This window comes from Tardiphaga sp. 768_D3_N2_1 (assembly GCF_052076105.1).
GTDB lineage: Bacteria > Pseudomonadota > Alphaproteobacteria > Rhizobiales > Xanthobacteraceae > Tardiphaga.
Map to the genome: position 1 here is coordinate 5,940,126 of NZ_CP197245.1, position 21,311 is coordinate 5,961,436.

Consider the following 21,311-nt stretch of genomic DNA (forward strand, 5'->3'; position numbering starts at 1 on the left):
CAAGATCGAGAGGTGAGCAGACCCGCCTGTCTATTCGGCATATGCAACCTGTCTGTTCGGCACGTGCAAATGTCGATAAGAAGACACGTTGATCTGCAAAGTCCTGAAGAGAGCTTGAACTGATGCAATACCGACACGATGGCCTCTATGCCTCCCGCCGCTCGCCGGTGATGGCGCGCAATGTGGTGGCGGCGTCGCAGCCGCTGGCGACACAGGCGGGTCTGCGCATGCTGGAGCGCGGCGGCAATGCGCTGGATGCGGCGCTCGCGGCGGCGATCACGCTGACCGTGGTCGAGCCGACCGGCAACGGCATCGGCTCGGACGCCTATTGCATCCTGTGGGATGGCAATGAGCTGCATGGCCTCAACGCATCCGGCCGGTCGCCGGCGGGATGGACCCCTGAGCGTTTCGCCAATCACAAGACCTTTCCGCATCGCGGCTGGGAAAGCGTCACCGTGCCCGGCGCCGTCTCGGCCTGGGTCGATCTGTCCGAGCGGTTCGGCAAGCTGCCCTTTGCAGACCTCTTCGGGCCCGCGATCTCCTATGCGGAGAACGGCTTCAACGTCTCGCCGGTGATTGCCGAGCTGTGGCGCCGTGGCGCGGATGAACTGAAGAACCAGCCGGGTTTTGCCGAGGCGTTCATGCCGAACGGGCGTGCGCCCGCGGCCGGCGAACTGTTTCGCGCACCGGGCCACGCTTATTCGCTCAAGCTGATCGCGGAGACAAAGGGCGAAGCGTTCTATCGCGGCGAACTCGCAAAGCGCATTGCCGATTTCGCACGCGCAAATGGCGCAGTACTCGACGAGGCCGACATGGCTGCGCACAAAAACGACTGGTGCGGCACCATCCATCAGGATTTCGGCGATGCCTCGCTGCATGAAATCCCGCCGAACGGGCAGGGCATCGCGGCGCTGATGGCGCTGGGCATCATGCGGACTTATGGCACCGACGGTCTCGTGCTCGACAGCGGCGATGCGTTCCATCTGCAGATCGAAGCCACAAAACTCGCTTTCGCCGATGTCTATGCCTATGCGGCCGATCTCGATTACATGCGTGACGTCACCGTCGCGCATCTGCTCAGCCCGGCCTATCTGGCGTCACGCGCCAAGCTGATCGATCGCAGCCGCGCGCAGGATTTTGGCGCCGGCGCGCCGAAGACCGGCGGCACGGTGTGCCTGTCGACTGGCGACGCCACTGGCATGATGGTGTCCTATATCCAGTCGAACTATTCGGGCTTTGGCTCCGGCGTGGTCGTACCGGGTACCGGCATCAGCCTGCAGAATCGCGGCTTCGGTTTCGTCCTGACCGATGGTCATCCCAATCAGGTCGGTCCGCGCAAGCGGCCGTTCCAGACCATCATTCCGGGCTTCGTCATGCAGGGCAAAGAACCGCTGATGGCCTTCGGCCTGATGGGAGGCCCGATGCAGGCGCAGGGCCATCTGCAGATGATGCTGCGCATGCAGCTCTGGGGGCAGGATCCGCAGACGGCGGCGGACGCGCCGCGCTGGCGCTATGTCGCGGGCTTGAAAGTGGCGATCGAGACGGCTGTGCCGGACAATGTCGCGGCAGATCTCGCCAGCCGCGGCCATGTCATCGAACGGGAGCCGCCGGATTCCGCCTTCGGCTTCGGCGGCGCGCAGCTCGTGCGCAGGATCGACGGCGGCTATGTCGCCGGCTCCGACCCGCGCAAGGACGGCCACGCGGCGGGTTATTGAGGATTCTCTATTGATCCGTCATTGCGAGGAGCGAAGCGACGAAGCAATCCAGTTCTTGGCTTTCTGGATTGCTTCGCTGCGCTCGCAATGACGAGCTTCCTCTGCCTCAGCCCAGTCCCGCCGCTTTCGCCACGGTGTAGGTGATTAAACTCGCCACGTAAGCCAGCGCGAACATGTAGAGGAACGTCACCACCATCCATTTGGTGCTGCCGGTCTCGCGGCGGATCACGGCCAGCGTCGAGGCGCATTGCGGGGCGAAGATGAACCAGGCCAGGAACGACAGCGCGGTGGCGAGGCTCCATTTGCTGGCCAGCGCCTGGCCGATGGCGTCGGCCGCTTCCTTGCCGCCTTCGATCGCATAGACGGTGCCGAGCGCGCCGACCGCGACTTCGCGCGCCGCCATGCCGGGGATCAGCGCCACCGCGATCTGCCAGTTGAAGCCGAGCGGCGCGAAGAACGGTTCAAGCGCATGTCCGATAATGGCCGCAAGGCTGTAATTGATCGCCGGCCCTTCGGCGCCGGCCGGTGCCTGCGGGAACGAGGCCAGGAACCAGATCAGGATCATCATCGACAGGATCGTGGTGCCGGCGCGCTGCAGGAACATCTTGGCGCGCGTGTAGACGCCGATCACGATGCTCTTGAGGCGCGGCAGCTTGTAGTCCGGCAATTCGAGCATGAACGGCGCCGGCTGGTAGTCGCGCCACATGAAGAACTTGATGACGAAGGATGCCGCCAGCGCGCTGGTGATGCCGGCCACATAGAGCCCGAACATCACGAGGCCCTGCAGATTGACCCAGCCCCAGACGGTCTCGGCCGGAATGAAGGCGGAGATGATCAGCGTATAGACCGGGATGCGCGCCGAGCAGGTCATCAGCGGCGCGATCAGGATGGTGGTGAGGCGGTCGCGGCGATTATCGATCACGCGCGTCGCCATGATGCCGGGGATCGCGCAGGCGAAGCTCGACAGCAGCGGGATGAAGGCGCGGCCATGCAGGCCGGCGCCGCCCATGACGCGGTCCATCAGGAACGCGGCGCGCGCCATATAGCCGAAGTCTTCCAGCAGCAGGATGAACAGGAAGATGATGATGATCTGCGGCAGAAACACCAGCACGCTGCCGACGCCGGCGATCAACCCGTTCTGCAGGAAGCTCTGGAAAATTCCCTCGGGCAGCACCTGCGCCACCAGCGTGCCCAGCGCGCCGAAGGAATCCGACAGCAGCTCCATCAGCGGCTGCGCCCAGGAGAACACCGCCTGGAACATCACGAACAGAATGAGCGCGAGGATCGCGAGGCCGGCGACCGGATGCAGCACTACGGCATCGACGCGGGTGGTCAGCGTGTCGGGCTTGCTCGGCATCTTGACGGTGTCGCGGATGATGCGGTCGGCCTCGCGCTGCAGCGCTTTCATCTCGGACAGGCCGAGCGGCTTCCAGCCATCGCCGGCGGTGATTGCCGGCATATTGGCCGCAAATTCGTCGGTGCGCTTGCGCAGTTCCTCGACGCCGGCTTTCTTCACCGCGACCGAGGTGATCACCGGCACGCCGAGTGCCGTGGACATCGCGTCGACATCGATCGAGACGCCGCGGCGCTGCGCGATGTCGAACATGTTGAGCACCACCAGCAGCGGGCGGCCGGTGCGCTTGAGCTCCAGGATCAGCCGCAGCGTGAGGCGCAGATTGGTGGCGTCGGCAATACACAGGACCAGATCGGGCGCGGCTTCGCCGGGACGCTTGCCAAGCACGACGTCGCGGGTGATCTCTTCGTCCGGGCTGCGGCCGCGCAGCGAATAGGTGCCGGGCAGGTCGAGCAGCGTCACCTGACGGCCGGCCGGTGTCACGAAGGCGCCGGCCTTGCGCTCGACGGTGACGCCCGCATAATTCGCCACCTTCTGGCGGCTGCCAGTGAGCGCGTTGAAGAGCGACGTCTTGCCGCTATTGGGGGCTCCCACCAGCGCGAGATGAAAGCGCTCGGTGGTCACGTCTGTACTGGTCATTTCACAACAACTGCCATGGCTTCGCGCCGGCGGACGGCGATCGTGATATTGTCGACCCGCACGGCGATCGGATCGCGCTGGATGGCGCCCTGATGCAGGATCTCGACGCGCGCACCTTCGGTGAAGCCCATTTCCAGCAGATGCCGTTCGAGCTCGTGGCCGCTCTTGGCGGCGCCTGCAATATCGGGCTGCAACGCCACGATGGTCCCGATGAATCCGCGCGGCGCATTGCCGAGGCGCAATTCGTGTGTGGATGTTTCGGATGCAGTCTGGTGCACGGTCATGCCCGACCTTGTCGAGCAGCGCCCTGACAAGGTCAAGACATACGCGCGTATGTTATTAGAATGATTATAAAAAGGCGCTCTGGCACCTCTAGGGCGGCACTCTCCGCTGTCGTCCCCGCGAAGGCGGGGACCCATAACCACGGTCAGTGTTGTTAAAACGGAAGAGCCACCGCTACAGCGCTTTCATCAAATCTCCAGCGTGTACGGGTCCCCGCCTTCGCGGGGACGACGCTTGAATATGTGGCGGCTATCCCACGCTCGACGACGCTCCTGCAGATTGCTCGTTCACCACCCGCTGCTGGATCTTCACCAGTTCTGCATAGATGCCGCCCTGCGCGATCAATTCGTCATTGGAGCCCTGCTCGGCCACCACGCCCTCCTTCAGCACGATGATCTTGTCGGCGTCGCGTATGGTCGAGAGCCGATGCGCGATCATGATGACGGTGCGGCCCTGCATCAGCCGGCGCAGCGCCTCGATCACCAGCGCCTCGGATTCCGGATCGAGCGCCGCCGTCGGCTCATCCAGGATCATGATCGGGCTGTTGCGCACCACCGCACGCGCGATGCCGATGCGCTGGCGCTGGCCGCCGGACAATGTATCGCCGCGCTCGCCGACCATGGAGTCGTAGCCGTGTGGCATGCGGCTGATGAACTCGTCGGCATTGGCGATCTTCGCGGCGGCGACAATCTCGTCATCAGTGGCGCCGGGTCGGCCATAGGCGATGTTCTCGCGGATCGTGCCACGGAACAGCACGGTCTCCTGCAGCACGAAGCCGACCTGGGCGCGCAGCGCCGACAATTTGTAATCGGTGACATCGACGCCATCGATCATCACGCGGCCCGATGTCGCGTCATAGAAGCGCGGGATCAGGCTGAGCACCGTGGATTTGCCGGAGCCGGTTGGCCCGACCACGCCGACGATCTGGCCGGGTTCGATACGGAGCGAGACATCACGGAGCACGCTGGCCTCCTCGCTATAGGCGAAGGCGACGTTCTCGAAGGAGATGGCGCCTTTGGCGCGGCCGGGATCGACGGCACCCGGCTTCTCCACGATCACATCGTCAGCCGCGAGGATGTTCTGGATGCGCTCCAGCGCCACCGTGGTTTGCGCGATCGCGCTGGTCATGCTGGCGAGGTCCTTCACCGGTTTGAAGAACTGCGCGAGATAGGCGAGATACACGGTCAGCGCGCCTGCGGTCATTGTACCGGCAACGATCAGCGAGGTGCCCTTCCACAGTACGATGGCCGTGCAGAATGCCACTACGACACCGACCACCGGCGACAATAGCGACTTCACCTGCCGCGCCTTCATGGCGGCCTCGACCGTCGCATGGCTGGCGGCTTCCAGCCGTGCCAGTTCGAGATCCTGCCTGCCGAAGGCCGTGACTGCGCGCACCTGGCCGAGGCCCTGCTGGACCACGGCAACGATCTCGCTCTGCCGCTGGCGCACCGTGCGCGTCACTTCCTTCACGGCGCGCTTGAAGTGGAACACGAAGGCGATCAGGAACGGCGTAATGCCGAGCGCGATCAGCGTAAAATCCCAGTCGAGCCAGAACATCAGCCCGATCATGAAGACGATGGTGATGAGATCGAGCAGGATATCCAGCGTCGACGATGAAGCGAAGTTCTGCAGCGTCGTGACGTCTGTGGTGATCGTGGACATCAGCGCGCCGGTCTTGGCCTTGTCGTAGTAGCGCAGCGACAGCCGATGCAGATGCGCATAGATACAGATGCGCAGGTCGTTGGCCACCCACTGGCCGACCGATGTCGAATAGTAGTTGTCGATATAGGTGGCGATGGCGCCGATCACGGCGATCGTCAGCGTGGCGATGCCGGCGAACAGTGCCACGCCCAGCGTGTGGCGGCCGATGCCATAGTCATGGGCCCAGTCCAGCCAGGCGGGCAGGTGATGAGTACCCAGCGCGTCATCGAGCACCAGTTTCAGCGGCCAGGGCGCGGCCAGGCTCATGGCGATCTCGACGAGCATGGCGAGGAAGACGATGACGAGCCAGCCGCGATAGGGCCGGAGCATCTCGAGTACCAGACGAGCCATCGAACATTGTCTCCAGCAACGCGGTCCAGATCGGGAATCATGGATGCCCGGGCGGTCGCAGTATATAGCCGCCGTCGGTTAGCGGGTCTTAACTGTAGTGGGGTACAGATGGATTTTTGCTGACAGCCCGCGCATGCTGGCAGGGGCGTCAGTCGATTGGTAGGGCCGCGCAGGACCGAACATGAACGTGCGATCCGTTGCTTTCCCGTTCTGGGGCAGGGTACTTCTGTTGGCCGGCATCTTCGGTCTGGTGCTGGGCGCTGGCCTTCTGACCTGGCGCTATATCGAACGTCCGACCGTGCTCAAGCTGGCGGTCGGGTCGATCGATGGCGAAGCCGGCAGGACGGCCTCGATCATCGCCAGTCATTTCGCCAACAAGAAGTCGCCGATCCGGCTGGATTTTGAGACCTTCGGCAACGCGGTCGATGCCGGCAAGGCGTTCTCCTCCGGCAAGGTCGATCTCGCTGTCGTCCGGGCCGATGTCGGCGATCTCTCCGAAGCGCGCGCCGTTGCCGTCATGGCCAAGGCGGTCGTCATGCTGATCGCGCCTCCGGGTTCGAAAATCACCAGCGTCGAAGGCCTGCGCGGCCGCACCGTCGGTGTGGTGGGCGGTGAGGTCAATCGCAAGCTGGTCGATGCACTCACCAAGCAATATGACCTGACGAGCGCGAAGGTCACATTCAGGAATCTTGAGATCAGCGATACCCGGCGCGCGGTGGAAGCCAAGGAAGTCGGCGCCCTGCTGGTGGTGATTCCGCTCACCGAGAAGTATTTGTCCCTGGTGCGCGGTCTGTTCAAAACCGGCGCACCGGTGCTGATCCCGATCGATGCGGCCGGCGCCATTGCCGATGCCAATGGCGCCTATGAAAGCTTCGACATTCCGAAAGGGTCGCTCCGCGGCGCGCCGCCGGTCCCCGATGACGACGTGACAACGCTTCGGGTCAGTTACTATCTGGTCGCGAACAAGAAGCTTCATTCCGGCCTGATCGCCCGTCTGACCGAAATGGTGATCGCGGCGCGCCGCGATCTGATCGCCGGGCAACCGCAACTCGCCGGTATCGCCGCTGCCGACACCGATCCCGATGCCTTTATCCCCATTCATCCCGGCGCTGCCGCCTACTACAACGGCACTGAGCAGAGCTTCATGGATAAATACGGCGACGACATCTATCTCGCCCCCATGATCCTTGGCGGCCTTGCCTCTGTGCTGGCTGCCGCCTGGAAGTTCCTCGGCATCCGCCCGCCCGACCACCGTGAGGCGACGCTCAATGCACTTTATGCATTGCCGCGCCGGATCCGGGCCGCGCCTGACGATGCGGAACTGTGCGCGATCGAGCAGGAGGTCGACGACCTTCTCAGCGCGCAGCTGGCGAAGACCATGCGCGATGATGAAGACGCACTTGAAATGGCGACGCTGGTCTCTTCGGCGCAGCGCCTCGACAATCTCATCCATCACCGCCGTTCGGCGCTGGGGCGCGCCCCGTTTTCTGCCGCGCCGCGTTCAAGTATAGAGTTGGAGACGTAGTCCAGGCCATGCCGCTGTCTTGCAGAGCCACCAGCCGTTTGCGCGCACCTTCATTTCTCGCGGGAGGTCAATCATGACGCATAACCTGCTCGTGTTTCCGGATGACACCGCGCAATGCATCGTCGATCCGATCAGGGCGGCAAAGCGCAGCCTGAACATCCGGATGTTCCTGTTCACCGATCCGACGCTGCTCGATGAGGTCATTGCCGCCAAACGGCGCGGCGTCAAAGTGCGCGTCATGCTCAATCCGGCACGGCGCAACGGCGAGAGCGAGAATGACGAAACCGCCGCGGCGCTGGCTGCTGCCGGGGTCGAGGTTCGCGACAGCAATCCTGCTTTCGCGCTGACCCATCAGAAGTCGATGGTGATCGACGACGAATGGGGTTTTGTCGAGTCGCTGAACTGGGAGACGCGCGATCTCACCGAGACGCGCGACTACGCGGTGACCACGACCAAGAAGCTCGAAATCTCCGAGATGGTGGATTGCTTCGACGCCGACTGGGCGAAACAGGACTTTGTGCCGCATCCGGACTCGCAGCTGATCTGGTGCCCGAACAACGGCCGCGAGCGGATTGGCGCTTTCATCGATTCCGCGCGGGACACGCTCTGGATCCAGAACGAGCGTTATCAGGATACGGACATCATCGAGCGGCTGGTTCGCGCGGTGCTGCGCGGCGTGCAGGTCCACATCATGGCGCGGCAGCCGCACAAGCTGAAGAAGAACAAGCTGATCGAGGGGATTGGGGGCCTGCGCATCATGCATGATGTCGGCGCCAAGGTGCACCGGCTCAATGATATGAAGCTGCATGGCAAGATGCTGTTAGCCGACGAGGAACGCGCGATCGTCGGTTCGATCAATCTCACGCCGGGCAGTTTTGACGACCGCCGCGAACTGGCCATCGAGACCGATGCGCACCATGTCGTGAAGCGTCTCGTCGACACCTCGCATCATGACTGGAAACATTCACGCAAACTCGACCTCTCCGACGAGGCGGTTCAAGCGGACCTGGACAAACACGGCATCCGGCAGTAGCGCGTCTCGCTCAGCGCCGCTCCGGCCGCGGCGATAGCCGGGCTCGCGGCTGCACGGGTTTCCTTTCCGCGCGGCGCGCATATTCCGTGGCCAGGTTCAGCAGCCGCTCGCGAACCACGGGGTCATCGATCTCCCGCGCCAGCTTTTCGCAGCGCTCGGCCTGCTCTCTGAAATATGCAGCTTCGCTAGGCAACTTTGTCGTTTTCCTTGGGCAGTGAGGGGTGCAGGAACATCTCCGAGAGCTGATCCTTGATTTCCATGACACGCGGCGACGTCAGGCCCGGACGAATGCAGAGCAACGCCTTGATGGTCGGAAGCTCCGGCAAGTAATAGTCCCTGGCCCAAACCAGTCCCGGCGGAATGATCCGGCTGGGAACAGCCGTCAGTCCGATGCCGGCTTCGACGGCGGCCTTCTTTGCGCTGTAGTCCTGACTGCTGAAGGCAATCCGATAGGAAAGGCCATGTCGCGTGAGCGTATGAAGCATCCAGTCGTCATTGGTCCAGGTGATGACCGGGATAGGCGCGCCGGGGCTGAGCACGAATGATTTCGCGCGAACCCATGCCAGCCGATCCTCGTATTCATCAACGACAAGCGGAGCCAGATCGGGACTGATTTCTCCCCGCTGGAAAAAACACCCGATGTCGACATGGCCGTCGATCAACGCTGTCACGATCTCGGCGGACATTGCGGCATGGATATGTAGGTCATGGAGATTGCTCGGGCTCTGCTGGGCCACGAAGCGCTGCGCCATGACGACGCTCAGGCCCAGACGAAGCCGCTCGCCATGACTATCGGCTCCGCCGAGTGCGAGCACCTGATCGTTGGCCTCGATGATCTTGCGCGCCTGCGCAAGCACCAGCTTGCCGAGATCGGTCGGACAACTTCCGTTCGGTGTCTTGCTGAACAGCGACCCGCCAACGAGTTGTTCGAGGCGCTTGATTTGCGAACTTACTGCAGGCTGGCTCAATCCCAATTGTTCTGCAGCCTTGGTCAAACTACCCGTCTCTGAAATGGCAACGACGGTACGAACAATTTCAATCGGAATATTGAGATGCCGCTTCTGCATTTGAATATCCAGCCTCGCAATGGAGCCATGAGTCAGACTAAGTGCTGTCGCGATTCTGTACCAATCATATATGCGTAATCAGTTTTGGTTATATATTTGATTTGGATGCCATTTCTGGAATTTATGGCGTCATCAAAATCATTGGTGTGACGGCTGTCTACCGAACTCGATGATGACGACACGCGCTGTGGCATCGGACTCAATCGTGACAGGTGCTGATCCTTGTTCGACAAGCAGTGCATCATGCGTCGACAGGCTGTCGACGGTCGATGCCGACCGTACGGTCACGGTGCCATGCTCAACGAATAGAAACATTTGTGCAGAAACTAGAAAATCCTGACGTTTCATTACGTTGATACGTCTCACTCGCTGTGAGACGATCCCGCGCCTGCTCATCACATTCAAATCTGTGATGGGGCCGTCGATCAGTGTCGCTGATGTTTGCTGATCGCCGGGGAAGGAATGGATCGTGCTGCGATCAATGCGCACGGATGCGCAGCCGTCGACATCGAGGTCGATGCCGGCACCATCAATGACGAGAAGTGTACGATCAATCCCGGGAAATAACGAGAACGCTCCGTCGCTCGTCACCTGCGCCATACTGACGCGCCAGTCGAAATCGTCCAGCTTTGCATCCGCCGGAAAGATCGCGATCTCCGTCGTCGATCCCAGCCCGTTCTTCCAGGGCATCACCTTGTAATTCGCGGCGCGCAGGATTTGCATGGCGCAGCAATCAGCCTTTGGCGTGCAGCGACGGCAAATTGAGGTGATGTTCCTCGGCGCAGGCGATGGCTTCCTCATAGCCGGCATCCGCGTGACGCATCACGCCGGTGGCCGGATCGTTCCACAACACGCGTTCGAGGCGCTTCGCGGCTTCCGGCGTGCCGTCGGCGACGATGACCATGCCGGAATGCTGCGAGAAGCCCATGCCGACGCCGCCGCCGTGATGCAGCGACACCCAGGTTGCGCCAGATGCGCAGTTGAGCAGCGCGTTGAGCAGCGGCCAGTCGGAGACGGCATCGGAACCGTCCTTCATTGCTTCAGTCTCGCGGTTCGGGCTTGCCACGGAACCGGAGTCGAGATGATCCCTGCCGATCACGATCGGCGCCTTCAGCTCGCCCGAGGCTACCATTTCGTTGAAGGCGAGGCCGAGGCGATAACGATCGCCGAGGCCGACCCAGCAGATGCGCGCCGGCAGGCCCTGGAACTGGATGCGCTCGCGCGCCATGTCGAGCCAGTTCACCAGCGCCTTGTTGTGTCCGAGGATCTCTTTCACCTTGGCGTCGGTCTTGTAGATGTCCTCGGGATCACCGGACAGCGCGGCCCAGCGGAACGGGCCGATGCCGCGGCAGAACAGCGGGCGGATGTAAGCCGGCACGAAGCCCGGGAAGTCGAACGCGTTGTCGACGCCTTCTTCCTTGGCCATCTGGCGGATGTTGTTGCCGTAGTCGACGGTCGGCACGCCCATCTTGTGGAAGTCGAGCATCGCACGGACATGTTCGCTCATCGATTTGCGCGAGGCCTTCTCCACCGCCTGCGGATCGCTGGCGCGCTTGGCTTCCCATTCCGAGAGCGTCCAGCCCTTCGGGAGATAGCCGTTCACGGGGTCATGCGCCGAGGTCTGGTCGGTGACGATGTCCGGCCTGACGCCGCGGCGGACCAGTTCAGGGAAGATGTCGGCGGCATTGCCGAGCACGCCGACCGAGATCGGCTTCTTCTCCTTGTTGGCCTTCTCGATGATCGCCAATGCGTCGTCGAGGTCTTTCGCCTGTACATCGAGGTAACGGCTCTTCAAGCGCATCTCGATGCGGCTCGGCTGGCACTCCACCGCGAGGCACGACGCGCCGGCCATGGTCGCCGCCAGAGTTTGCGCGCCGCCCATGCCGCCAAGGCCAGCCGTCAGAATCCACTTGCCGGAGAGGTCGCCATTATAGTGCTGCCGTCCGGCCTCGACGAAGGTCTCGTAGGTGCCCTGCACGATGCCCTGCGAGCCGATATAGATCCACGAGCCGGCCGTCATCTGGCCGTACATCATCAGGCCCTTGCGATCGAGCTCGTTGAAATGCTCCCAGGTCGCCCAGCGCGGCACCAGGTTGGAATTGGCGATCAGCACGCGCGGTGCATCGGCATGGGTCTTGAACACGCCGACCGGCTTGCCGGACTGCACCAGCAGTGTCTCGTCGGCGTTGAGGGCGCGCAGCGATGCAGCGATCTGGTCGAAGGCTTCCCAATTGCGCGCAGCGCGGCCGATGCCGCCATAGACGACGAGCTCGTTCGGGTTCTCGGCCACTTCCGGATCGAGATTGTTCATCAGCATGCGCAGCGGTGCTTCGGTGAGCCAGTCCTTGGCGGAGAGTTCGGTGCCGCGCGGGCTGCGCACGATGCGGCTGTTCTTGCTGCGATCCATGATGTCGATCCTTACTTGGAAACGGTCGCGTGCGATTGGCCGTGCCAGACGCGCGCGTGAAGCGGATTGAAGCCGACGCGGTAAACCAGCTCGGCGGGGTGTTCGATGTCCCAGATCGCAAGATCGCAGGCCTTGCCGGCTTCCAGCGTGCCGACATCCTTGAGTTTGCCGAGCGCGCGTGCGCCCTCGCGCGTCACGCCGAGCAGACACTCGTCGACCGTCATGCGGAACAAAGTCGCGCCCATATTCATGGTGAGCAGCAGCGAGGTCAGCGGCGAGGTGCCGGGATTGCTGTCGGTGGCAAGCGCCAGATGCGTGCCATGCTTGCGGAACAGAGCGATCGGCGGCGCCTGGGTTTCGCGCAAGGTGTAGTAAGCACCCGGCAATACCACGGCGACGGTGCCGGCCCTGGTCAGCGCGATCACGCCGTCCTCGTCCGTGTGTTCGAGATGATCCGCGGACAGTGCGTTGTAGTCGGCGGCGAGTTTGGCGCCATGAAGGTTGGAGAGCTGGTCCGCATGCAGCTTCACGGGCAGGCCGAGTTTCCTGGCGGCGTCGAACACCCGCGCGGTCTGCTCCGGCGAGAAGGCGATGCCTTCGCAGAATGCATCGACGGCATCGGCCAGCTTCAGTTCCGCGATCGCCGGCAGCATCTCGGTGATGACGCTTTCAATATAGGCGTCCTTATCGCCATTGGCTTCCGGCGGCATCGCATGCGCGCCGAGGAACGACGTGATCACAGAGACGTCGCGTTCACGGCCCAGTTGCCGCGCCGCTGTGAGGCAGCGGATTTCAGTATCCTTGTCGAGGCCGTAGCCCGACTTGATCTCGATGGTGGTGACGCCTTCGGCGAGCAGATGATCGAGACGCTTCAATCCGCTGGCGACGAGCTGTTGTTCAGTCGCCGCCCGCGTGGCCTTCATGCTCGAGGCGATGCCGCCGCCTGCGCGCGAGATCTCTTCATAGGTCGCGCCTTCCAGCCGCATTGCGAACTCAGTCGCGCGGTTGCCGCCATAGATCAGATGGGTGTGGCAATCGACGAGGCCGGGCGTGATCCAGCGACCCTCGCAATCGATGCTGGTTTTGGCATCGGCGCCAGCCGGCAGCTCTGACGCCGGTCCGGCGAAAACGATCCGGCCGTCCTTTGCTGCGATGCACCCATCCTCCACGATGCCGAGGCCGGCCGTGCCGGCCGCCATGGTCGCAAGGCGTGCATTGGTCCAGATGGTATCGAAGGTCATGACGGACTGCCGTAAATTCGGGACGTCGTATGTCTATACATAATCAGCGGCCTCGCTTATTGTCGAGCGTCTTTTGAATGCAACAGGCAATCGCTATGGGCACGCAACGTGCTGCAAAAAGGCTGTTCTTCGCAAACGCGCTGCTGCCGTCGGGCTGGGCGCGCGACGTGATTTTCACGGTCGAGAATGGCACCATCACGGCCGTTGCCGCGAATTCGAGCAGCGCTGACGCTGAAATCATCAGCGGCGTGGCGCTGCCCGGATTGCCCAATCTGCACAGCCATGCGTTCCAGCGCGGCATGGCCGGTCTCACGGAAATCCGCGGCGCCACGCAGGACAGTTTCTGGACCTGGCGGCAGCTCATGTACCGCTTCATCGACACGCTGACCCCTGATGATGTCGAGGCCATAGCTTCTTTCGCCTATGCCGGGATGCTGGAAGGCGGCTTCACCTCGGTGGCCGAGTTTCATTATCTGCATCACGACGAGACCGGCGCGCCCTACTCGGATCTTGCCGAAATGGCGGTGCGTATCGCGGCAGCGGCCGGCGAGACCGGTATCGGCCTGACGCTGCTGCCGTCCTTCTACAATTTCAGTGGCTTCGGCGGCGCGGTGGCGATCCACGGCCAGCGCCGTTTCATCAATGATCCCGCGCGCTTTCTGGCGCTGCTGGAGAAGTCGCGCGCTGCCATCGCGCATCTCGATGACGCCGCCATCGGTATCGCGCCGCATTCGCTGCGCGCGATCACGCCAGGCACACTAAATGAAGTCCTCAAGGCGGTGCCGGATGGACCGATCCACATTCACGTCGCCGAACAGACTAAGGAAGTCGAGGGCTGCATCGCATGGTCCGGTCAGCGCCCGGTGGCGTGGCTGCTGGATCATATGCCGGTCGACCGGCGCTGGGTGCTGATCCACGCGACTCATATGACAGCCGAAGAAACCGCCGGCGTCGCGAAAGCGGGGGCCGTCATCGGCCTGTGTCCGCTGACCGAAGCGAGCCTCGGCGATGGTATTTTCGAAGGTCCGCGCTTCATCGATGCCGGCGGCGTTTTCGGTGTAGGCAGCGATTCCAATATCGAGATCACCGCGCCGGGCGAGCTCAAGCAGCTCGAATACAGCCAGCGTCTCGCCTATCGCGTCCGCAATGCCGTGGCGCGCCATGAGGGCGAATCCACCGGCCGTGCGCTCTATGAACATGCGCTGGCCGGCGGCGCGCAGGCCTCGGGCCGCAATATCGGTGCACTCGCGGTCGGGAAGCGCGCCGATATCGTCGTGCTGGACACCGCGCATCCCGATCTCTGCGCCGTCACCGGCGACCGTTGGCTCGACGCCGCGACCTTCGTCGCCGGAAAATCGGCGATCTCCGACGTCTTCGTCGGCGGCCAGCAGGTCGTCAGCAACGGACGGCACATCAAGCGCGCATCCATCACCGAACGCTATCGGCGTGTCGTGCAGCGGCTGGCGACACTCTGATGGCGACACCGCGCGCGTCAAAACCAAATGGAAAAGCGCAGGCCGCGCCGCAGGCGCTGTATCAGCGCATCCGTGCCGATCTCGAAGAGAAGATCCTCTCCGGCCGCTGGCCGCCCGGTCATCGTATTCCGTTCGAACATGAACTGGTCGAGAGCTATAACTGCTCGCGGATGACCGTGAACAAGGTGCTGTCCGGTCTCGCAGCGGCTGGCGTCATCGAGCGCAAGCGCCGCGTCGGCAGTTTTGTCGCCAAGCCTCTCGTGCAGTCGGCGGTGCTGCATATTCCGGATATCCAGGCCGAGATCGCCAAACGCGGCGAGGCCTATGCTTATGAATTGCTCTCGCGCAAGCGGCGCAAGGCAACCAAGGACGATCTCGAACGTCTCGGCATCGACAAGAGCTGCGACGTGCTGGTGTTGAGTTGTCGGCACATCGCCAAGGGCAGGCCTTTCGCGCTGGAAGAGCGCCTGATCAATCTCGACGTGGTGCCGCCCGCGTCTGACATCGATTTCACCCGCGTGCCGCCCGGCACCTGGCTGCTCGGTCACGTGCCGTGGAATGAGGCGGAGCACCGGATCACCGCGTCTCTGGCAGATGATGTCGCGTTGAAGGCGCTGACGCTGAAGAAGCCGGCCGCCTGTCTCGTGGTCGAGCGCCGCACCTGGCGCAAGAACAAGATCATCACATCGGTGCGCGTCACCTATCCGAATGATCTGTATCAGCTCACCGCGCGCTTCACGCCGACGGGGCTGCGATCATGAGGACGACATGAATCATCTGCCGCAGGCCGTCTGCGGAAATTGACTCTGGCAATCCGCCATGTTGCCATGCAGTATCATTCTAAATCTGGCTGAGGAGAGTGCGTTATGAAGTTGATTGGAGTTTCCGTCGCCGCCATGCTCGCGGCTCTCGTTGCGACCCCGGCTGCAGCGCAGACCAAGGTCACCATCGCTATTTCAGGCTGGACCGGTTTTGCCCCGCTGACGCTGGCGAAGGAAGCCGGCATCTTCGCCAAAAACGGACTCGACGTCACGATCAAGAAAGTCCCACAGGCCAGCCGCCATCTCGCCATCGCATCCGGTGACGTGCAATGCGCCGCCACCACGGTCGAGACCTGGGTGGTATGGAATGCCAATGGCGTCGCCACCACGCAGCTGTTCCAGCTGGACAAGTCCTATGGCGCCGACGGCATGGCCGTGCGCGCCGGCACCGCATCGATCAAGGATTTGAAGGGCAAGACCGTCGCCGCGTCGGCGCCCGGCACCGCGCCCTATTTCACGCTCGCCTGGTTCCTGAAGAAGAACGGCCTCTCGGTGAAGGACGTCTCCGTCGTCAATATGGAGCCGGGTCCGGCTGCGCAGGCTTTCATCGCCGGCCAGAACGATGCGGCCATGACCTATGAGCCTTATCTCTCGGCCGTGCGCGAGAAGCCGGAAGCCGGCAAGATCATCGCCACCACCCTCGACTATCCGATGATCATGGACACCTTCGGCTGCACGCCGAAATTCATCGCCGACAATGGCGACGCCGTGAAGGCGCTGGCCAAGAGCTATTTCGAAGCCGTCGCGATGATCAAGGCCGACCAGGCCAAATCCTATGAGATCATGGGCGCCGACGTGAAGCAGACCGGCGAGAAGTTCGGTGCCTCCGCGCAGTATCTGCGCTGGCAGGATCAGGAGGCGAACAAGAAGTTCTTCGCCGGTGAACACGCGGCCTTCTCGAAGGAAGCGGCCGAGCTGCTGCTCGAAATCGGCGTGATCAAGGAAATCCCGGATCTGACGAAGCTCGCCGATCCGCGCTTCATTCAGTAATCGGACGCATCACCTCTCAGCCGTCATTGCGAGCGCAGCGAAGCAATCCAGAAGTAACAAGCGAAGACTGGATTGCTTCGTCGCTTCGCTCCTCGCAATGACGGCGATATCTTTAGCATCGCTTTCAGGTCCGACATGAAACCGCTCGCACCTATCTCATCCACCGCGCGCGTCGTGCTCGGCATCTCCTTCTTCGTGCTGTTCGTGGCCGCATGGTCCTATGCGACCTTTGGCGGCTTCGTGTCCAAGACCTTTCTCGCCAATCCATGGACCATGCTGCAGGACGGCTGGTTTCTGCTGGTGAAGCAGGGCTTCCTGCACGACATCGGCATGACCATCTGGCGCGTCATCGGCGGCTTCGTGCTGGCGGCGTTGTTTGCGGTGCCGATCGGCATCCTGATGGGCGCCTACAAGCCCATCGAAGCGTTTCTCGAACCCTTCGTATCCTTCGCGCGCTATCTGCCCGCGTCCGCCTTCATTCCGCTGCTGATCCTGTGGGCCGGTATCGGCGAATTGCAGAAGCTGCTGGTGATCTTCATCGGCTCGGTGTTCCAGCTCATTCTCATGGTCGCTGTCTCCGTCGGCAGCGTGCGCCGCGATCTCGTCGAGGCATCGCTGACACTCGGTGCGCGCGATGCCGGTGTACTCAAGCGCGTTCTCATTCCATCCGCTGCGCCGGAGATTGCGGAAATCCTCCGGCTCGTGCTCGGCTGGGCCTGGACCTATGTCATCGTCGCCGAACTGATCGGCTCGTCTTCGGGCATCGGCCATATGATCATCGACAGCCAGGCGCTGCTCGCCACTGGCCAGATCATCTTCGGCATCATCGTCATCGGCATCATCGGTTTGATTTCGGACTACGCGTTCAAGGCTGCGAACCGGCGCTTGTTTCCGTGGAGCATCATTTGAGCAAGCTCGTTATCGACAACGTCTCGCGTATCTTTCCGGCGGTTCGCGGCGGCACGCCCACGCGTGCGCTGGAGCCGACCAATCTGTCCGTCGCGGACAACGACTTCGTCACGATCCTCGGGCCAAGCGGATGCGGCAAGTCCACGCTCCTGCGCATGGTTGCCGGACTGGATACGCCGACCACGGGCCGCATCATGCTCGATGGCAAGGCGATCACCGGCCCTGGCGCCGATCGCGGCATGGTGTTCCAGTCCTACACGCTGTTTCCCTGGCTCACGGTGTCGGAGAATATCTCCTTCGGCCTGCGCGAGCGCGGCGTGTCCCAGCGTGAGCGCAACGACATCGCCAAACAGTGGCTGGAGAAGGTGGGTCTCACCAGTTTCGCCAATCATTTCCCGAAGCAACTCTCCGGCGGCATGCAGCAGCGCACAGCGATTGCACGCGCGCTCGCCAATGATCCGAAGATCCTGCTGCTCGACGAGCCGTTCGGCGCGCTCGACAACCAGACCCGCGCCTTGATGCAGGAATTGCTGCTCGGCATCTGGGAGCGTGAGCGCAAGACAGTGATCTTCGTCACTCATGATATCGAAGAGGCGATATTTCTTGCTTCGCGAACCGTGGTGATGTCTGCACGTCCCGGTCGTATCAAGGCGGACATTCCGGTCGATTTGCCGCACCCGCGGCACTACACAATCAAGACCACACCGGCCTTTTCCGACCTGAAAGCACGGTTGACGGAAGAAATCCGCGTCGAAGCCGTGCTCGCGGCTGAAGCTCACTAAGTCTTTTCGCGCATTCTTTCGGCGTCAGGATACCGCTCGAACGACGCGCGATCTATCGAAGGTTGCGTGGTGCATTGCGCCTCCTTCTCAGGCTGCGCGGTTTTATCCGAACCTTAATTACGTTCGCGGCTGTCTGAAACTCAGGCGCTGCGCAAAACAGTTTGGCGACGTCTCGCACATACGATTGCACCACCTCGGCTGAAAGCCGGTGATCGGGTCATTTCCACGACGGTCCGATGGTTTGAGCAAAGTAATTGCGAGTTGCGTTTATGACGTTGGTGCATGTTGACGAGAGTGATGCCGCTAGGACGCTGCTCGCGGGACTAGAACAGGCCATGGATGCTGTCGTGATGATCGACAGCAACAACACCGTCATCCACTTCAACGCCGCTGCCGAACGGTTGTGGGGCTATGAGCGCCGCGAAGTGCTCGGACAAAATGTCAGTTTCCTGGTGCCGATGGCCGTCAAGTCGCATCATGACGGCTATATCGCCGCGAACCGCACCACCGGTGTCAATCGCATCGTCGGTCACAGCCGCGAAGTGAAAATCGAACGCAAGGACGGCAGCGAGATCTGGGGATCGTTCTCGATGTCGCGCGTCGAGATGAATGGCGAGATCACCTATATGGGCTTCGTCCGCAATGTGACGGAGGACGTGAAGCGCAGGGAAGAGATGGTCCGGCTGTCTCTCGTGGTCGACAAGACAAAACGCGCTATCTACATCGCGGGCCGCGATGCACGCATCTGCTATGTCAACGGCGCCTTCACCGGCATGTTCGGCTACTCGCTGGAAGAGGCGACCGGACGGGTCCCCGAGGAGCTTCTCGTCGGTGCATATACCAGCCAGGCGACGCTCGCCTATCTGTTCCAGCAGATCAGAACGGAAGGTTCTGCTGAAGACGAAATTCTCCTTTACGACAAGGCGGGCAACGAGGTCTGGGTCTCGGTTGCCCTGAATGCGATTCACGACGCGGATGGAAAACTCCAGCACCTCGTCGCATTGATGACGGATATCACCGAGAGCAAGCAGCTTCAGTCGCTGCAGCACCACATTCTCGAAGCGCTGGCCGATGAGCAGCCGCTGCGCGAGGTGATGGACAATCTTTGCCGGAAGGTGGAGCAGATCGCGCCCGATGTCGTCTGTTCGGTGCTGCATGTCGATGCCGCGGGACTGCTGCGTCCCCTGGGAGGACCGAGCCTGCCGGCGGGTTATGCGCAGGCGCTGGACGGCATTGCCATCGGACCGGATGTCGGGTCCTGCGGGACCGCGGCCTTTCGCGGCCAGCCTGTTCTGGTCACCGATATCGAAAACGATCCTCTATGGCTGCCATACAACAGTGTGCCGCTGGCTGCCGGCCTGAAGGCCTGCTGGTCGATGCCGATCAAGACCAGGGATGGGCGCGTCATCGGCACCTTCGCATTCTATTTCAGGGAATGTCGCAGACCCAGCCGCTTGCATCACGGCATCGTCGATGCCTGTGTTCATCTCGCAGCGGTCGCCATCGAGCGTGAGGAAACGCGCAACGAAATCTCGCGGCTTGCCTATTTCGATGCGCTCACCGGTCTGCCGAACCGGACGCACATGCGCCAGTTGATGGAGCGTGCCGTCGCGGAATGTTCCGCCGATAGGCAGATGGCGCTGATATTTCTCGACCTGGATCATTTCAAGGACGTCAACGATACGCTGGGCCATGCTGTCGGCGATGACTTGCTGGTCGCCGTCACGCAGCGGCTTCATCAGCACATCCGGCCCGGCGATATCCTCAGCCGTCAGGGCGGCGATGAATTCATCATCCTGATGCCGAACTGCATCGCGGCAGATGCCTCCCGCATCGCGAGCCGTCTCACCGAGGCGCTGTCGGTTCCGCTGCAGCTCGGCGGCAATCAGGTGCCGATTTCCGCCAGCGCCGGCATCAGCATGTTTCCGGACAATGCCCGCGATCTCGATAGCCTGCTGAAATATGCCGATGCGGCAATGTACAAGGCCAAGCAAGCCGGCCGCTCCACGCATCGGTTTTTCAGCAACGATATGGATCGCATGAACGAGGAGCGCCTTCGTCTCAGCACCGCCTTGCGCCATGCGGTGACACAAGGCGGTTTGCGCTTGCACTACCAGCCGCAGATCCGCGCGGGTAACGGCGATCTGTACGGCGTCGAGGCGCTGGCGCGCTGGCATGATCCCGTATTGGGCGATGTGTCGCCGGCGAAATTCATTCCACTCGCGGAGGAATGCGGCCTGATCGAGCAGATCGGTGTCTGGTCGCTGCGCGAGGCGTGCAGGCAGATTGCGGCGTGGCAAAGAGCGGGGCTCGATGTGCCTTGCGTCTCAGTGAATCTGTCACCGATCAATTTTCTCAATCCGGGATTGCCGGCGTTGATTTCCGACTTCATCGCGGAAAACGGGCTGGCGCCGAACAGGCTGATGCTCGAAGTTACCGAGGGTGCGGTGATGAGCGAACACACGACCGCGATCGAGATCATGAAGCAGATCCGCGCGGCCGGCATCGGATTGTCGATGGATGATTTCGGCACGGGTTATTCGAGCTTGAGCCGCCTGGCGCATCTGCCGGTGCGCGAGCTGAAGATCGATCGCAGCTTCATGCGCGGCATCGAGACCGAGGTCTGTGCTCTGGCGATCACCACCGCCGTCGTGCGCGTCGGGCAGAGCCTCAACATGACGGTCGTGGCCGAAGGCGTCGAGACCGAAGAGCAGCGCAGGATTCTGGCCGGGCTGGGCTGTGACGTCATTCAGGGGTTCCTGTATTCGCCCGCTTTGTCCGCGTTCGATTTCGAAGCCTGGCTGGTGACCCGCCATGCCGAACGCTGGGCGGCGCTGGTCGACGAGCGCCGGGCCGAAGCCTCGCAAGGGGAAACACGGCCGGGTGCGCTTGCGGCCATGTAATCCCGGGAAGTCGGCGACCGTTGTTAAGGTGTTGTTAACGACATCCGGTATTCGAGCCCCTCGATCTGAGGTTGAACGAACTTCTTAGCTACCGGAGTTCAAATACACTTGTA

General features: G+C 62.2%; 16 protein-coding genes. 9 read left to right on the forward strand and 7 right to left on the reverse strand.

What is annotated here, in order from left to right; all coding sequences use genetic code 11:
* The first annotated feature begins 122 nt into the window (after nucleotides 1-122).
* Nucleotides 123-1,715, forward strand: a complete 1,593-nt coding sequence (locus AB8A27_RS27940) for a gamma-glutamyltransferase family protein (protein ID WP_441244683.1) — start codon at nucleotides 123-125, stop codon at nucleotides 1,713-1,715.
* 106 nt (nucleotides 1,716-1,821) lie between these two features.
* Here AB8A27_RS27940 and feoB read toward each other — a convergent pair whose 3' ends face one another.
* The 3 genes from feoB to AB8A27_RS27955 all read right to left on the reverse strand — a co-directional run bounded on the left by feoB (nucleotide 1,822) and on the right by AB8A27_RS27955 (nucleotide 6,045).
* Nucleotides 1,822-3,708 (reverse strand): ferrous iron transporter B, encoded by a 1,887-nt coding sequence (gene feoB, locus AB8A27_RS27945; protein ID WP_441244684.1) that lies wholly within the window; start codon nucleotides 3,706-3,708, stop codon nucleotides 1,822-1,824.
* Nucleotides 3,705-3,992, reverse strand: coding sequence for a FeoA family protein (locus tag AB8A27_RS27950; protein WP_441244685.1), 288 nt, complete (start codon nucleotides 3,990-3,992; stop codon nucleotides 3,705-3,707). The genes feoB and AB8A27_RS27950 overlap by 4 nt, the downstream gene beginning before the upstream one ends.
* 247 nt (nucleotides 3,993-4,239) lie before the next feature.
* The gene (locus AB8A27_RS27955; RefSeq protein WP_441244686.1) at nucleotides 4,240-6,045 is read right to left on the reverse strand and encodes an ABC transporter ATP-binding protein; all 1,806 of its coding nucleotides are present in this window, start codon (nucleotides 6,043-6,045) and stop codon (nucleotides 4,240-4,242) included.
* Nucleotides 6,046-6,226: 181 nt separating this feature from the next.
* Between AB8A27_RS27955 and AB8A27_RS27960 the strand changes: the two genes are divergently transcribed.
* Nucleotides 6,227-7,570, forward strand: coding sequence for a TAXI family TRAP transporter solute-binding subunit (locus tag AB8A27_RS27960; RefSeq protein WP_441244687.1), 1,344 nt, complete (start codon nucleotides 6,227-6,229; stop codon nucleotides 7,568-7,570).
* Nucleotides 7,571-7,643: 73 nt separating this feature from the next.
* Nucleotides 7,644-8,603 (forward strand): phospholipase D-like domain-containing protein, encoded by a 960-nt coding sequence (locus AB8A27_RS27965; protein ID WP_441244688.1) that lies wholly within the window; start codon nucleotides 7,644-7,646, stop codon nucleotides 8,601-8,603.
* 185 nt (nucleotides 8,604-8,788) lie between these two features.
* On the opposite strand, the gene AB8A27_RS27970 is transcribed toward AB8A27_RS27965, so the two are convergent.
* The 4 genes from AB8A27_RS27970 to hutI form a co-directional block, all read right to left on the reverse strand.
* Nucleotides 8,789-9,670, reverse strand: coding sequence for a LysR family transcriptional regulator (locus tag AB8A27_RS27970; protein ID WP_441244689.1), 882 nt, complete (start codon nucleotides 9,668-9,670; stop codon nucleotides 8,789-8,791).
* A gap of 138 nt (nucleotides 9,671-9,808) precedes the next feature.
* A complete protein-coding gene (locus AB8A27_RS27975; RefSeq protein ID WP_441244690.1) occupies nucleotides 9,809-10,393 on the reverse strand; it encodes a HutD/Ves family protein in 585 nt (194 codons plus the stop codon).
* A gap of 10 nt (nucleotides 10,394-10,403) precedes the next feature.
* On the reverse strand, nucleotides 10,404-12,077 hold the full coding sequence (gene hutU, locus AB8A27_RS27980) for a urocanate hydratase (RefSeq protein ID WP_441244691.1): 1,674 nt from the start codon (nucleotides 12,075-12,077) through the stop codon (nucleotides 10,404-10,406).
* Nucleotides 12,078-12,088: 11 nt separating this feature from the next.
* Nucleotides 12,089-13,318, reverse strand: a complete 1,230-nt coding sequence (gene hutI, locus AB8A27_RS27985) for an imidazolonepropionase (protein ID WP_441244692.1) — start codon at nucleotides 13,316-13,318, stop codon at nucleotides 12,089-12,091.
* A gap of 95 nt (nucleotides 13,319-13,413) precedes the next feature.
* On the opposite strand from hutI, the gene AB8A27_RS27990 reads away from it, so the two are divergent.
* The 6 genes from AB8A27_RS27990 to AB8A27_RS28015 all read left to right on the forward strand — a co-directional run bounded on the left by AB8A27_RS27990 (nucleotide 13,414) and on the right by AB8A27_RS28015 (nucleotide 21,198).
* Nucleotides 13,414-14,793, forward strand: a complete 1,380-nt coding sequence (locus AB8A27_RS27990; RefSeq protein ID WP_441244693.1) for a formimidoylglutamate deiminase — start codon at nucleotides 13,414-13,416, stop codon at nucleotides 14,791-14,793.
* On the forward strand, nucleotides 14,793-15,554 hold the full coding sequence (gene hutC / locus AB8A27_RS27995) for a histidine utilization repressor (RefSeq protein ID WP_441244694.1): 762 nt from the start codon (nucleotides 14,793-14,795) through the stop codon (nucleotides 15,552-15,554). Before AB8A27_RS27990 ends, hutC begins: the two co-directional genes overlap by 1 nt.
* A gap of 105 nt (nucleotides 15,555-15,659) precedes the next feature.
* On the forward strand, nucleotides 15,660-16,604 hold the full coding sequence (locus AB8A27_RS28000; protein WP_441244695.1) for an ABC transporter substrate-binding protein: 945 nt from the start codon (nucleotides 15,660-15,662) through the stop codon (nucleotides 16,602-16,604).
* A gap of 135 nt (nucleotides 16,605-16,739) precedes the next feature.
* Complete coding sequence (locus AB8A27_RS28005; RefSeq protein ID WP_093761596.1) at nucleotides 16,740-17,513, forward strand: ABC transporter permease; 774 nt, start codon at nucleotides 16,740-16,742, stop codon at nucleotides 17,511-17,513.
* Entirely contained in the window at nucleotides 17,510-18,295 is a 786-nt protein-coding gene (locus AB8A27_RS28010; RefSeq protein ID WP_320446456.1) for an ABC transporter ATP-binding protein, read from the forward strand. The genes AB8A27_RS28005 and AB8A27_RS28010 overlap by 4 nt, the downstream gene beginning before the upstream one ends.
* A gap of 269 nt (nucleotides 18,296-18,564) precedes the next feature.
* Nucleotides 18,565-21,198: an EAL domain-containing protein gene (locus AB8A27_RS28015; protein WP_441244696.1), complete on the forward strand. Its 2,634-nt coding sequence runs from the start codon at nucleotides 18,565-18,567 to the stop codon at nucleotides 21,196-21,198.
* Nucleotides 21,199-21,311 lie beyond the last annotated feature (113 nt).

What these genes read in the sequence shown, in the direction of transcription:
- AB8A27_RS27940 (WP_441244683.1), top strand. Translation starts at nt 123, where the DNA reads ATGCAATACCGACACGATGGCCTCTATGCCTCCCGCCGCTCGCCGGTG.
- feoB (WP_441244684.1), bottom strand. Translation starts at nt 3,708, where the DNA reads ATGACCAGTACAGACGTGACCACCGAGCGCTTTCATCTCGCGCTGGTG.
- AB8A27_RS27950 (WP_441244685.1), bottom strand. Translation starts at nt 3,992, where the DNA reads ATGACCGTGCACCAGACTGCATCCGAAACATCCACACACGAATTGCGC.
- AB8A27_RS27955 (WP_441244686.1), bottom strand. Translation starts at nt 6,045, where the DNA reads ATGGCTCGTCTGGTACTCGAGATGCTCCGGCCCTATCGCGGCTGGCTC.
- AB8A27_RS27960 (WP_441244687.1), top strand. Translation starts at nt 6,227, where the DNA reads ATGAACGTGCGATCCGTTGCTTTCCCGTTCTGGGGCAGGGTACTTCTG.
- AB8A27_RS27965 (WP_441244688.1), top strand. Translation starts at nt 7,644, where the DNA reads ATGACGCATAACCTGCTCGTGTTTCCGGATGACACCGCGCAATGCATC.
- AB8A27_RS27970 (WP_441244689.1), bottom strand. Translation starts at nt 9,670, where the DNA reads ATGCAGAAGCGGCATCTCAATATTCCGATTGAAATTGTTCGTACCGTC.
- AB8A27_RS27975 (WP_441244690.1), bottom strand. Translation starts at nt 10,393, where the DNA reads ATGCAAATCCTGCGCGCCGCGAATTACAAGGTGATGCCCTGGAAGAAC.
- hutU (WP_441244691.1), bottom strand. Translation starts at nt 12,077, where the DNA reads ATGGATCGCAGCAAGAACAGCCGCATCGTGCGCAGCCCGCGCGGCACC.
- hutI (WP_441244692.1), bottom strand. Translation starts at nt 13,318, where the DNA reads ATGACCTTCGATACCATCTGGACCAATGCACGCCTTGCGACCATGGCG.
- AB8A27_RS27990 (WP_441244693.1), top strand. Translation starts at nt 13,414, where the DNA reads ATGGGCACGCAACGTGCTGCAAAAAGGCTGTTCTTCGCAAACGCGCTG.
- hutC (WP_441244694.1), top strand. Translation starts at nt 14,793, where the DNA reads ATGGCGACACCGCGCGCGTCAAAACCAAATGGAAAAGCGCAGGCCGCG.
- AB8A27_RS28000 (WP_441244695.1), top strand. Translation starts at nt 15,660, where the DNA reads ATGAAGTTGATTGGAGTTTCCGTCGCCGCCATGCTCGCGGCTCTCGTT.
- AB8A27_RS28005 (WP_093761596.1), top strand. Translation starts at nt 16,740, where the DNA reads ATGAAACCGCTCGCACCTATCTCATCCACCGCGCGCGTCGTGCTCGGC.
- AB8A27_RS28015 (WP_441244696.1), top strand. Translation starts at nt 18,565, where the DNA reads ATGACGTTGGTGCATGTTGACGAGAGTGATGCCGCTAGGACGCTGCTC.